The 12,314-nt window shown below is 59.3% G+C and carries 11 protein-coding genes and 2 tRNA genes; 2 read left to right on the top strand and 11 right to left on the bottom strand.

The window, feature by feature from the left end; genetic code table 11:
• Nucleotides 1–136: 136 nt before the first annotated feature.
• The 11 genes from M3436_15685 to M3436_15635 form a co-directional block, all read right to left on the bottom strand.
• Nucleotides 137–213, bottom strand: a tRNA-Pro gene (locus M3436_15685).
• A gap of 37 nt (nt 214–250) precedes the next feature.
• Nucleotides 251–607 (bottom strand): MerR family transcriptional regulator, encoded by a 357-nt coding sequence (locus M3436_15680; GenBank protein MDQ3565494.1) that lies wholly within the window; start codon nt 605–607, stop codon nt 251–253.
• Entirely contained in the window at nt 585–893 is a 309-nt protein-coding gene (ihfA, locus tag M3436_15675) for an integration host factor subunit alpha (protein MDQ3565493.1), read from the bottom strand. Before ihfA ends, M3436_15680 begins: the two co-directional genes overlap by 23 nt.
• 197 nt (nt 894–1,090) lie before the next feature.
• Nucleotides 1,091–3,466 (bottom strand): phenylalanine--tRNA ligase subunit beta, encoded by a 2,376-nt coding sequence (pheT, locus tag M3436_15670; GenBank protein ID MDQ3565492.1) that lies wholly within the window; start codon nt 3,464–3,466, stop codon nt 1,091–1,093.
• Between the two features lie 19 nt (nt 3,467–3,485).
• Nucleotides 3,486–4,505, bottom strand: coding sequence for a phenylalanine--tRNA ligase subunit alpha (gene pheS / locus M3436_15665; protein MDQ3565491.1), 1,020 nt, complete (start codon nt 4,503–4,505; stop codon nt 3,486–3,488).
• Between the two features lie 85 nt (nt 4,506–4,590).
• Nucleotides 4,591–4,947 (bottom strand): 50S ribosomal protein L20, encoded by a 357-nt coding sequence (gene rplT, locus M3436_15660; protein ID MDQ3565490.1) that lies wholly within the window; start codon nt 4,945–4,947, stop codon nt 4,591–4,593.
• Between the two features lie 17 nt (nt 4,948–4,964).
• Nucleotides 4,965–5,162 carry a 50S ribosomal protein L35 gene (gene rpmI / locus M3436_15655; GenBank protein MDQ3565489.1) on the bottom strand — a complete coding sequence of 66 codons (198 nt, stop codon included), beginning with the start codon at nt 5,160–5,162 and terminating at the stop codon, nt 4,965–4,967.
• Between the two features lie 237 nt (nt 5,163–5,399).
• Nucleotides 5,400–5,861, bottom strand: coding sequence for a translation initiation factor IF-3 (gene infC, locus M3436_15650; GenBank protein MDQ3565488.1), 462 nt, complete (start codon nt 5,859–5,861; stop codon nt 5,400–5,402).
• A gap of 54 nt (nt 5,862–5,915) precedes the next feature.
• Complete coding sequence (gene thrS, locus M3436_15645) at nt 5,916–7,841, bottom strand: threonine--tRNA ligase (GenBank protein MDQ3565487.1); 1,926 nt, start codon at nt 7,839–7,841, stop codon at nt 5,916–5,918.
• A gap of 93 nt (nt 7,842–7,934) precedes the next feature.
• A complete protein-coding gene (locus tag M3436_15640; protein ID MDQ3565486.1) occupies nt 7,935–8,315 on the bottom strand; it encodes an endonuclease domain-containing protein in 381 nt (126 codons plus the stop codon).
• Between the two features lie 81 nt (nt 8,316–8,396).
• Nucleotides 8,397–8,473 (bottom strand) — tRNA-Val (locus tag M3436_15635).
• 154 nt (nt 8,474–8,627) lie between these two features.
• Here M3436_15635 and M3436_15630 point away from each other — a divergent pair.
• Both M3436_15630 and M3436_15625 read left to right on the top strand, forming a co-directional pair.
• Nucleotides 8,628–10,076 carry a metallophosphoesterase gene (locus tag M3436_15630; GenBank protein MDQ3565485.1) on the top strand — a complete coding sequence of 483 codons (1,449 nt, stop codon included), beginning with the start codon at nt 8,628–8,630 and terminating at the stop codon, nt 10,074–10,076.
• The gene (locus tag M3436_15625) at nt 10,076–12,067 is read left to right on the top strand and encodes an ATP-binding protein (GenBank protein MDQ3565484.1); all 1,992 of its coding nucleotides are present in this window, start codon (nt 10,076–10,078) and stop codon (nt 12,065–12,067) included. The genes M3436_15630 and M3436_15625 overlap by 1 nt, the downstream gene beginning before the upstream one ends.
• Nucleotides 12,068–12,314: the final 247 nt, after the last annotated feature.

Genomic DNA, 12,314 nt, shown 5'->3' with positions numbered 1-12,314 from the left:
TGCGCAGCCCATCTGCTTTGTCGCGTGCTCGCTCGTCGCTCGCCTATCTACCTGATATGTCTCGCGACTCGCTCCGCGGCTTCGCGCATCTGGGCTTGCTCGCGACACTTTTGCAGAGCTTCCATAACTTATGGATTGGTCGGGGCGAGAGGATTCGAACCTCCGACCACCACCACCCCAAGGTGGTGCGCTACCAGGCTGCGCTACGCCCCGAATGAGGAATTGTACCCCGCCGGCGGCGCGCTGCCCATCACCGGCGCAGGATATCGAGCACTTGCTCGAGCTCGACGCGCAATTGCCGGATGATCTGTTGGCTCACGCTCGAATCGGCTTTCACTTCGTCGCCCGAGAGCCGCTGCCGCGCCCCGCCGATGGTAAACCCTTGTTCATACAGGAGGCTGCGGATCTGCCGGATCAGGATCACATCCTGCCGCTGATAGTAACGCCGATTGCCGCGGCGCTTGGTCGGTTTCAGCTGCGGAAACTCCTGTTCCCAATAGCGCAGTACGTGGGGTTTCACCGCGCACAGATCGCTCACTTCACCGATGGTGAAATAGCGCTTTCCCGGGATCGCGGGCAGTTCGTTATTGTTCGATGCTTCCAGCATACGCTTCTACCCTGGCTTTTAATTTCTGTCCTGGCCGGAACGTCACCACCCGGCGAGCGCTGATGGGTATCGCCTCTCCGGTTTTAGGATTGCGGCCGGGGCGCCGGTTCTTTTTTCTGAGGTCGAAATTTCCAAACCCGGAAAGCTTGACCTGCCGCCCGCTCTCTAACGCTGCCCGGACCTCCTCGAAGAATTGTTCCACCAGATCTTTGGCCTCACGCTTATTCAAGCCAACCTCTTCATAAAGCTTGACCGCCATCCCAGCCTTGGTCAGCGCCGTGTTCATATCCTTTTCCTCGTTAGACACTGCAAACTACCCCTCGCGCCCGCCCGAGCGCTTAGAGCTTGCGAATAAATCTACTGCGCTCGGCATCTCGCGTTCCGGCGGTGCTCGGAATCCTCATGTATTTCAATACACTCCGGTTCCTGCGCGCCGGCGGAACGCGAGCTTCCTTCGCTCGCTGACGATTTCTTCACAATCTCTTAGCTCCGCAATGTAACCTCGAACCGTTCCTGCAACCGTTTTAGGACCCGCTCGACCGTTTGATCGACTTCAGCGTCTATTAGAGTGCTTGAAGTCCCTTGAAAGATCAAGCCCAAGGCAATACTTTTTTTCTTCGGATCAATACCTTCGCCCTGATATAAATCAAACAACTGGAAGTCCTTTAGCCCATTTGGCGCCGTTTCCGCGACGCACCGTATCAGCTCGGCGGCCGCAACGCCGCGGTCCACCAACAGGCTAATATCGCGCCTAACCATCGGTAACTTCGAGATGGGGCTGAATCGTGGGACCGATCCTTGGGTGAGAAGATTTAACTCGAGCTCGAAGAGGAATACCGGGTGTACCAGCGCGAGGGCCGCCGCCAGCCCGGGGTGCAGGGCGCCGAAGATGCCGAGCGATTGGTTCCCTTTGTGAACGCTGCTCGCATGGTATGGATGTAACGCGGCGTGCTCAGCGGGTTGATACGAAAGACCTTCGGGCGTGTCGCCGCGAAGCGCCAAGAGAGCCTCGACATCGCCTTTAAGATCAAAAAAATCCGCCCCCCGCTTGGGCTCGGCCCATTGCTCCGGATTTTGCAAACCCCAGAGTACGCCCCCCAACATCGGCCGCTGGTCGACCACGCCTTGTCCGCGGACGAAGGTCAGCCCGCTCTCGAACAAACGCACGCGGTCGCATTGACGGTTCTGGTTGTACTTGAGCGCTTGCAGGAGCCCGGCCCAGAGGCTCGTCCGCATGACCGCCATATCGCTCGCGATCGGATTCGCTAGCGCCACGGGTTCGAGATCCGGTGTGAGGCGCGCCTGCACAGCGGGATCCACGAAACTATAGGTAATCGCCTCCTGATAGCCGCGCTCGACCAAGACCTGGCGAATGCGGCCGAGATCGATCTGTGCCTCCGATCGCCCGCGCATGCTCATACGCTGCCGCGGCGGTTGTCCGGGGATGGTGTCGTAGCCCCGGATGCGCGCCACCTCCTCGATGAGATCGGCCTCGATGGCCAGATCGAACCGGAAGGAAGGCGGGACGCAGTCCCAAACGCCATCCCCGCCGCTCACCCGCACCCCCAGGCGAGTCAGGATAGTTTCCACTTCCGCCGCCGCGATCTCCGTTCCCAAAACCCGCGCGATGCGGCTGGCCCGTAATTTTATCACCTGGCGTTGGGGAAGATGTTCCGCGTAGAGCCGATCCACCACGGGGCCCGGCCGGCCGCCGCAGATCGCTACCAAGAGCTCGCTCGCGCGCTCGATGGCCCGGACTTGGAGATCAAAATCGACGCCGCGCTCGAAGCGGTGTGAGGAATCGGTTTGCAGCCGGTAGCGGCGCGCCTTGCCGGCCACGCTCGCCGGTGTGAAGAAGGCGCTTTCCAGGAACACGGCGCGCGTCGCCGCGGTGACCGCCGTCTCCACCCCGCCCATGATCCCCGCCAGAGCCACCGGTCGCTTGGCATCCGCGATCACCAAGGTGTCCGCATCCAGCTCCAGCGTCTGTCCGTCGAGGAGCGCGAGCCGCTCACCCGCATGGCTAAAGCGCACGACGATGGCTTCTTGGAGTTTCTCGAGATCGAAGGCGTGCATCGGCTGTCCGATCTCCAGCATCACGAAATTGGTGACATCGACGACCGAGCTTATGCTGCGTAGACCGCTGCGGCGCAAGCGTTCGCGCATCCAGAGCGGTGTTTCGGCCCGTGGATCGATCCCGCGCACTATGCGGCCGGCGTAATGCGGACAGGCTTCCGGGGCGGCGATCGTAAGCGGCCAAACCTCATCGATTCCGGGCCGGACCCGATGGGGCGCGGGGCCATGGATAGGACAGCCATAAAGAACGCCGATCTCGCGGGCGAGCCCGGCCACCCCCAGGCAATCACCCCGATTGGGGGTAAGAGCGACCTCGAGCGCCTGGTCCGCGAGTCCTAATGCCTCCCAAACATCCGCTCCGACGGGTAGCGCGAGCGGAAGCTCCAGGATACCCTCGCCGGTGTCGGCCAATCCCAGCTCGTTCGCGGAGCAGAGCATGCCTTCTGAAATCACCCCCTCGAAGAATGCGCGTTCGATGATCCTGCCGCCGGGCAGATCCGCGCCCATGCGGGCGAGAGGGACGCGCATGCCGGTGCGCACGTTGCCGGCGCCACAGACGACCACGGCCGGTTCTCCGTAGCTCACGGCGCAGACGCGCAGATGCGCAAGCGTCGGGTGCGGGTGCAACGCTTCGATCTCGGCCGCAACGACACCCCGGAACTCCTTTGCTACCGGGTCCACCGATTCGACCTCCAATCCGGCCAGGGTAAGGCGTTCGGCTAGTCCCGCCGTCGCCACCGGCGGATTGACCCACTCCCTGAGCCAGGCTTCACTCACACGCATGCGATGGTCCTAGGGCCGGTTATCTAAACTGCATCAGGAACCGGGTATCGCTCTCGAAGAACATCCGTAGATCGTCGACGCCATAGCGCAGCATCGCCAGCCGCTCGACCCCCAAGCCGAAGGCGAAGCCCGTGTAGGCCTCGTTATCGATTTCGACGTGTTCGAATACCCGCGGATGCACCATCCCGCACCCGAGCACTTCCAGCCACCCGCCCTGCCCGCATACGCGGCAGCCGCTTCCCCGGCACATCACGCACTGGATATCAACCTCCGCCGAAGGCTCGGTGAAGGGGAAATAGGAAGGCCGAAAACGCAACCGCAAATCTTCTTGCTCAAAAAAATTGCGCATCAAATCCTGCAAGATCCTTTTGAGGTGCGCGAAGCTTACGTCCACATCGACCATCAGGCCCTCGACCTGATGGAACATCGGCGTATGCGTCAAGTCGGAATCGCGGCGGTATACCCGCCCCGGCGCGATGATCCGCAGGGGCGGCTTGCGCGCTTCCATGACCCGGATCTGCACCGGCGAGGTGTGGGTCCGGAGCACGGTATGCTCATCGAAATAAAACGTATCGTGCATCGCCCGGGCGGGATGCTCGGGCGGGATATTGAGCGCCTCGAAATTATAAAAGTCGGATTCGATCTCGGGACCTTCGACGACCTCGAAACCGATCTGGGTCAGCAGCGATTCGATGCGTTGCAAGGTGCGCGTGACCGGATGCAGCCCACCCGGGCGCTGCCCGCGTCCGGGCAAGGTTACATCGATGCGCTCGGCCTCGAGCGAACGGGCCAGGTGTTCTTGGTACAACACCGCCTGGCGTTTCGCGATTGCCTCGGTAACTGCTTCCTTGACGCCATTGATCGCCTTTCCCGCCGCCGGACGCTCCGCGGGCGGTAAGGCGCCCAATTGCTTCAATAGGGCCGTCAGAACGCCCTTCTTACCGAGTAGGCTGATGCGCACCTCGTCCAAGGTGCTCAGGTCTTGCGCCGCGGCGATCGAACGCTCGGCTTGCGCGATGACCTCTGCGACGTTGAGCATGAGTGAAACGTACCGATAGAAACAGAGGAAAGGCCAACCCCATCTCCCGCGCTACTCGTTATAAACTAACTAGCCGGCAGTGCCCTCAAGCGGAGGCCGCTTTGGCGGCCTCCGCGATTTCGGCAAACGCGGCCTGGTCGCTGACGGCTAGGTGGGCGAGCACCTTGCGGTCGATTTCGATGGCTGCCTTGTGCAATCCGTCCATCAAACGGCTGTAGGACAGCCCACACTCCCGGGCCGCGGCATTGATGCGCACGATCCACAAGGCCCGGAACTGACGTTTGCGCTGACGCCGATCGCGATAGGCGTATTGCTGGGCGCGGGTGACACATTGTTTGGCGATCCGATAGACATTCTTGCGCCGGCCGCGATAGCCCTTCGCCTGTGCGAGGACCTTCTTGTGTCTTGCGCGCGCGGTGACTCCACGTTTTACTCTTGGCATGGCAGCTTACTCATTCCCTAGGAATACGGCATCATTTTGGTGATCGCGCGTTGGTCGGAAGCGTCGATGGTCACCAACCCGCGCAATTGTCGTTTCCGCTTGGCGCTCTTCTTAGTTAAGATGTGGCTCTTGTAAGCCTGCCGGTACTTGAACCGGCCCGAGGCCGTACGCTTGAAGCGTTTCGCCGCGGCTCGATTTGTTTTTAACTTTGGCATTTCCTACTCCTCAACTGAGAGCTTGTGAACAAACTGCGCAGCCCGCCCGCTTCGTTGCGCGGTGCTCGGAATCCTCATGTATTTCCACATACACTGCGGTTGCTCGTCCCATCCTTGGGACTCGCCCCTTCGGGGCCGATGCGCCGTTTCGCTCCCGGCGAAACGGTCCTGCTCCGTGCGCCTCGCGGGCGGCCTTGCTCGCGACGATTTCTTCAAGCTCTGTAACCGTGCTTGTTATTACGCGCGTTTGGGCGACACCACCATCACCATTTGCCGCCCCTCGAGACGGGGGAACTGCTCGACTACCGCATGAGTGGCTAAATCCCCTTCGACCCGTTTCAGCATCTGCGCTCCCAGGTCTTGGTGCGCCATCTCCCGGCCCCGAAACCGGAGCGTGACCTTGACTTTGTCCCCCTCGTCGAGAAACCGGATCATGTTCCGGAGCTTGATCTGGTAATCGCCTTCATCCGTGCTGGGCCGCAGTTTGATTTCCTTGACCTGAATCTGCTTCTGCTTGCGTTTTTGGGCATGGCGCTTTTTACTCAACTCGAACAGAAACTTGCCGAAGTCCATCACGCGGCAAACGGGAGGGTCCGCCGTCGGGACAATCTCCACCAGGTCTAGATTATTCTCCTCCGCAGACTTCTGAGCCTCCGCCAGTGAAACAACGCCGACTTGATTCCCATCCGGCCCGATCAAGCGCACGCGCGGTGCGCTAATCGAAGCATTGACCCGATTTTTCTTATCGATATCTCAATCCTCCCGCTGATTCCGGCCGCGCGTCGTGATCTCGGTTTGTAGGCGCCCAGTCATCTCGATCAAGCTCATCGTCCCCAGATCCTTACCGGCGCGGGTGCGCACCGAAACGGTTTCCGTCTGCATCTCTCTGTCGCCGGCGATGATCATATACGGCACTCGCTGCAACGTGTGCTCGCGGATTTTAAGGCCGATCTTTTCATTTCTCAAGTCAGGAACCACTCGAAATCCGTGAGCTACAAGGGTTTCCGCGAGCCGCTGCGCGTACTCGGCTTGGCCATCGGTGATGTTGAGAACCGCGAGTTGTAGCGGCGCCAACCATAATGGCAAGGCCCCGGCATGCTCCTCGATCAGGATCCCGATAAAACGCTCCAACGAGCCGAGGATCGCCCGGTGCAGCATCACGGGCGTGCGGCGCGCGCCGTCCTCGGCGACATAGTGGGCGCCTAGACGCTCCGGCATCGAAAAATCGACCTGAATGGTGCCGCATTGCCAGACGCGCCCAATACAATCGGTGAGTGAAAAATCAATCTTCGGGCCATAAAAAGCCCCTTCACCCGGTTGCAGCGCACACGCGAGCCCCTTGGCGTTCAACGCCACTTCGAGCGCCTGTTCCGCCTTATCCCAGACAGCGTCGCTGCCAACGCGCTCCGCGGGACGCGTGGAGAGTTTCACGATGACGTCGCTAAAGCCGAAATCACCATAGACCTCGAACAGCAGGTCGATAAAGGCTGAGACCTCGTGTTGGATCTGATCGTCGGTGCAGAAGATATGCGCGTCGTCTTGCACGAAATGGCGCGCGCGCATCAGCCCGTGCAAGGTGCCCGACGGCTCGTTCCGATGGCAAGAACCGAATTCGGCCAGCCGCAGCGGCAGCTCCCGATAGCTACGCAAGCTTTGGTTGAAGATCTGCACGTGACACGGGCAGTTCATCGGCTTGACCGCGTAATCGCGGTTCTCCGAGCTGGTGGTAAACATGACCTCGCGGAATTTATCCCAATGCCCGGATCGCTCCCACAGGCTTCGATCCACGACCTCCGGGGTCCGGACTTCCTGATAACCGTGCCGGTGCAGTTTCTCGCGAATGTAGGCTTGGACGGTCTGATAGATCGCCCACCCCTTCGGGTGCCAGAACACCATCCCCGGCGCCTCGGGTTGCATGTGAAAGAGGTGCAAGTGCTTGCCGATCTTCCGGTGATCGCGTTTCTCCGCCTCTTCCAGCCGCCGGAGATAGGTATCGAGCGCCTGTTGGTCTGGCCACGCGGTGCCGTAAATACGTTGCAGCATCTCATTACGCGGATCCCCGCGCCAATAGGCGCCGGCCACCTTGGTGAGCTTGAAGGCCTTGAGCTTGCCGGTGCTGGGGACATGCGGACCGCGGCAGAGATCGATGAAATCGCCCTGGCGGTAGAGCGAGATCTCGTCCCCGTCGGGGATGGAGGCGATGATCTCGGCCTTGTAGTGTTCCCCCAAGCTTCTAAAAAACACCACGGCTTCGTCGCGCGCCAGGAGGGAGCGAGTCACTTTGAAATCGCTCTTGGCGAGATCCCTCATCTTGGCCTCGATGGCCTCGAGGTCCTCGGGTGTGAAGGTGCGTTCGTAGGCAAAGTCATAATAAAACCCATCGTCAATCACCGGACCGATCGTCACCTGAACGTTGGGAAACAGGCTCTTGACCGCTTGGGCCAGGAGGTGCGCGCAGCTATGGCGCAGGACCTCAAGCCCTTCGGGGTCGGTAGCTTTAACGACGGAGACCTGAGAATCCCGATCGATGACATACGAGGTGTCCACAAGACGCCCATCGACCTTGCCGGCCAAGGCGGCGCGGGCGAGACCGGGGCCGATCGCCTGGGCGACCTCGGCCACGGACACCGGTTGCGGAAATTCCTTGCGGCTCCCGTCGGGGAGGGCGACTGCGGGCATGGGGCGATTTAGGCGCTTGCGCGTTCGGCTGGCTCTAGCGATTCCATCGCCGAACTCTCGGAGGTTTTAAATTATGGCTCCTCGGCACAGAATCTATGGGTATTCCGTTAACTCCCTCTCCCACCCGGGAGAGGGCGGGGGTGAGGGGATCTCAACCAAGGCAGCGCGAATACTCTCCAACACGGCGTCAGGATCTCCAAGCACGTCATGATTCCAAAATCGAAGCACGCGATAACCCAATACCTTGAGATATTCAGTCCGTCGCAAGTCGTTCGAGACCTGCTCGGCATGCTGGCCACCATCGACCTCAATGACAACTTTGGGCTCCAAGCAGAGGAAATCCACGACGTAGGGTCCAAGGACCTGTTGACGTCGAAACTTGACGCCCTCGAGCCGTCGACCGCGCAATCGACTCCACAAGCACCGCTCCGCCTCGGTCGAATTCTTCCTCAGCGCCCGGGCCAGACTGTTCATCGGTCTCTCTATCCCCTCACCCCTGCCCTCTCCCGGAGGGAGAGGGCGTTAACCTTGGCGCCCCGCAGTATCAAGGAAATTTGGTAGGCGCGATTGGACTCGAACCAACGACCCCCACCATGTCAAGGTGGTGCTCTAACCAGCTGAGCTACGCGCCTGCTTCAAGGGTGCAAGAGGATACCGAAAATCATCGGCGCTGGCCAGAGGTAGGAAAGGTGGGTAGTGTCTCAGGTTGAATCTCGGCTTCCGACCCTCAGCGGTCGTTCGACTGCCCGGCGTCACGATTGCGAGGCTGTCGTGTACAATCAGCGGATGCCAGCTTCAGTCGTTCATATCTCGGATCTGCACCGAGACGCAGGGAGCCGAATCACTACGTCTACCCTTCTCGAATCACTTCGCCGCGATCGAAATCGCTACACGTCAGACGGCTCGATCCAGAAACCAGAATTGGTCGTCGTCAGCGGAGACATTGTTTACGGCGTGACGACAACTGATGACGGTTCCGATGCGAGACTCAAGGAGCAGTACAAGGAAGCCCACGAGTTCCTAGTTCGGTTGGCTGATGCCTTCCTTGCTGGCGATAGAGAGCGGATTATCATTGTCCCCGGGAATCACGACATTAGCCTCCCACACGTAGTGCGTTCTACGGAAGTGGTTGACCTCCCCGTATCAAGCGACGCTCGTGCGTTCCTGGGTCAACAATTTGTTCAGGACGGAACGCCGTTACGATGGAGTTGGAGCAACCTTTCCATGCGTCGGCTCACTGACGTGGACGAGTACAACAGGCGGCTGTCTCCATACGCTGAGTTTTACGACAACTTCTACGAAGGAAAGCGAACGTTTTCTCTTGAGCCGGCGAAGCAATTCGCGATTCATGACTTCCCGGAGCTCGGCCTCGTGTTCGGATCCCTATCGAGTTGCCACGAGAACGATCCGTTCAACAGGACTGGCCGTATCCATCCTGAGTGCATTGCCGGCGCCACCGGCAGAGTCGCCGAATACACGCGTCGCGGGCGCCTCGCCATAGCCGTGTGGCACCACAGCATCCAGGGTGGTCCCAAGGAATCAGACTATGTGGATGCGGACATGTTGCAGAGTCTGATGGACGGCGGCTTTGTACTCGCCCTCCACGGTCACCAACATCGCCCCCAATTTATTGAACACCGGTTCACCGCGGATCGCAAACGAAATATCGTGGTACTGAGTGCCGGCACACTATGCGGTGGCCCCGGATCACTTCCGAGTGGCCGGATGCGCGCCTACAACGTTCTCATCATCGATCCGGAGGCGCGCCAGTGCACGATGCACGTCCGGGACATGCAGAACGCGGACTTCAGTCTGCCGGTGTGGGGTGACGCCCACGTGGCTGAGTTTTCGGGCTCTTCAATCACCTTTCCGCTTGCTCCAAGTACCGCTCGTCAGGGCACGCTCATTCAAGTCGTTGCTGAAGCGGACAGGTTGCTTCGGGTGGGCGACGCTAAGGAGGCATACAGACTAGTACAGCCCCATATAGGCGACGCATTAGCAAGACGTCTCGCAGTTCACGCGCTTGCCGCGCTTCAAGACTGGAATAAGATCGTCACGGTCATTGATGCACCGACATCGCCGGAGGAGTTCATAGTTCTATGCGAATCGCTTTACGAGCTTGGACGAAGAGATGATCTGGCGAAGTTGCTTGAGTCATCGATCGCGAAGCATAGCGAGGATCTAGGCGTGATCCAGGCTGTCGCTTTGTGGCGTAGCCGCCTCGGAGGACGGTGATGTCGCAAAGCTCGCAGATCCCGTTTCTCGTCCAGACAGACCGGATCCTGGAGATTCTTTCCAAGCAGATTTATGACTCGCCTTACGCGATGGTGCGAGAGAACGTACAAAACGCCTATGACGCGGTGCTAATGCGCGCCAATCGCGAAAGCAAGAGCCTATCGGACTTTTCAGTTCAGATTGCGGCCACGCCCGAGCGAATAGAAATTCGTGACAACGGGATTGGCATGTCAGAGGCTGTACTTCGAGAAAACTTCTGGCGAGCGGGGTCGTCTGGGAAGAATACTCCCGAAGCCAGGTCCGCAGGTGTAATCGGCATCTTCGGCATAGGTGCGATGGCAAATTTCGGCGTCTGCCACCGACTGTGCCTGGAAACGCGGCAGGTTGATTCATCCGTTGGCATTCGCACTTTTGCACGAAAGAGCGAACTGGCCATTGGAGCCAATTGCATTCAAATGGAACTCGCTGACGACTCCATTGCCGAAGGCACCGTGCTAGTCGCCGATATCGACCCAGCACACCGAGTAGATGTGGCTAGCCTTCGCAATTACATCTACCCGTTCGTCCGCTTCCTTACCGTCCCCGTATCTTTGAATGGGGAAATCATTAGTGGGAAAGATCCGCGGGTTGCTGTCGGCATCACTGAGGCTTGGACAGCATTGGGCTCGCAGCAAGCGAACGCTGGCAGGTTTTCGCTAGGTGTCCATCTGTGGACCGACGGCGGCCAACTTGGCGTCACCGTTCGCGACATTCAAATTGACGGCGTACTTTCTAAAGCAGAATTTTGGCTGCGTCACCAGGGTGGCCAACTCATGGGGCTTAGATCCAGGTTCGGCTTGGCCCCCATACCGGTTTCTGGCGTGTACCAGTTGGGTGGCTATGCGGATCTCCCTTTTATCTACCCGACCGCCGGTCGCGAAGCGCTAACCCGCGAATCAATCCAGGAGGTTTCGCAGCTCGTTCCTGCGATTGAGTTGGCCGTTTCCCAACTTTTGAAGGACTCGCCACTCGCTGACGCTCTCCCGGCCTTTCAACAACACATTCTTCAGTTGGGGCAAATCGCGTGGGCCAATCGGGTGAGTGTGCAAGTGCAGCCGGGTAACAAGCGTGAGGAGATGGGCGAGTTGTCGAAGCACCATGCGGGCCTGGAGTTGCAGTGGTATGCAGGATCGGATCCGGAAACGATCAAGATGTTTCCCAGTGAAGAACGGCCCCTCGTTAGAGTCAGCCAGACAAATCCCCGACGTGACGTTCAGCAGCGCTACCTCACCGAGGTTCTGAAGATGCCGACTGTCCCGGACACCGCAAGCATCTTGGAAACTTATGAGCCGCATGTTCTCTCATGGGATGAGTTCGGCCTGACGCTGGCCATTGCGCGGACCCTGAAGTCCGACTATCTAATCGAAGATGTTGATGTGAAGTGGGCCAGGATTAGTCATGGCGTTCCAATACTTGCTCACATCCAGGGGGACAAGGTTGTGCTGACGCTTTCAAGGACATGGCCTGCACTACTGGCGGTGTTGAAGGTGGTGGAGCGATCGCCAGAGCTGCTTGATGGCTTCACAAAGGACTTAGTCCGCGTGCACATCTACGAGCGAATTCAGTCTTTCGTCCCGACTTCACAACGGGTTGGTCTAGACGCCCTCCAGCGGACGTTGGAGCGAAAGAAGGAGCTGTATCGACTCGAGCCTGAAGACAAAGGGGAGCTTGAACCCCTGTTTGCGGACTATCTAGCGGGAAAAGTCGATTTTGCCCAGGTTCTTTCCGCTGCGGCACATGCGGCCTCGGGGCAGACGCAACATGTTAGCCGCGAGAACGTCGGCACAGTGGAGCAGGTACTATCTGACGTCGTTAATACGCTAGTGCCCCCAGAAGCTGTTCCTAGTATCACGGCGCCAGTTGCAGGTTCTCCGATCTTGCGGCAAGACACGTATATCAAGGAGCGGGGCCGCTGCCATAGGCGGTGTCGCCTACCAAGCGGTTTGGCTTAATGCCAAAGCGTTCTTCGACCCTCTCGATCATGCGTTGGGCGGCGTTCACTTCTTCGTTGCGCACCGCGGGACTGGCTTGGGTATCCAGAGCTTGTAGGAGGCGAAGGATTCGCGGTGGATCACTTTCGGACGTTCTGCCTTTATCTTCGATGCCGAGTACAACCGTTACGTCTGTCCCAGCGGTAAGCACCTAAAGCCCGCGTGGCGGAGTAAGCAAAAGAACCCCTATCGCTATCGTGCCAGCCTG

The organism is Pseudomonadota bacterium (assembly GCA_030859565.1).
Taxonomy (GTDB): Bacteria; Pseudomonadota; Gammaproteobacteria; order JACCXJ01; family JACCXJ01; genus USCg-Taylor.
The sequence above is the reverse complement of the archived record's forward strand: the minus strand, read 5'-3'. Positions and strand labels throughout refer to the sequence as shown.

Coding starts and splice junctions, on each gene's coding strand:
- M3436_15680 (MDQ3565494.1), bottom strand. CDS start 607: ATGCTGGAAGCATCGAACAATAACGAACTGCCCGCGATCCCGGGAAAG.
- ihfA (MDQ3565493.1), bottom strand. CDS start 893: ATGAACACGGCGCTGACCAAGGCTGGGATGGCGGTCAAGCTTTATGAA.
- pheT (MDQ3565492.1), bottom strand. CDS start 3,466: ATGCGTGTGAGTGAAGCCTGGCTCAGGGAGTGGGTCAATCCGCCGGTG.
- pheS (MDQ3565491.1), bottom strand. CDS start 4,505: ATGCTCAACGTCGCAGAGGTCATCGCGCAAGCCGAGCGTTCGATCGCC.
- rplT (MDQ3565490.1), bottom strand. CDS start 4,947: ATGCCAAGAGTAAAACGTGGAGTCACCGCGCGCGCAAGACACAAGAAG.
- rpmI (MDQ3565489.1), bottom strand. CDS start 5,162: ATGCCAAAGTTAAAAACAAATCGAGCCGCGGCGAAACGCTTCAAGCGT.
- thrS (MDQ3565487.1), bottom strand. CDS start 7,841: ATGCCCGCAGTCGCCCTCCCCGACGGGAGCCGCAAGGAATTTCCGCAA.
- M3436_15640 (MDQ3565486.1), bottom strand. CDS start 8,315: ATGAACAGTCTGGCCCGGGCGCTGAGGAAGAATTCGACCGAGGCGGAG.
- M3436_15630 (MDQ3565485.1), top strand. CDS start 8,628: ATGCCAGCTTCAGTCGTTCATATCTCGGATCTGCACCGAGACGCAGGG.
- M3436_15625 (MDQ3565484.1), top strand. CDS start 10,076: ATGTCGCAAAGCTCGCAGATCCCGTTTCTCGTCCAGACAGACCGGATC.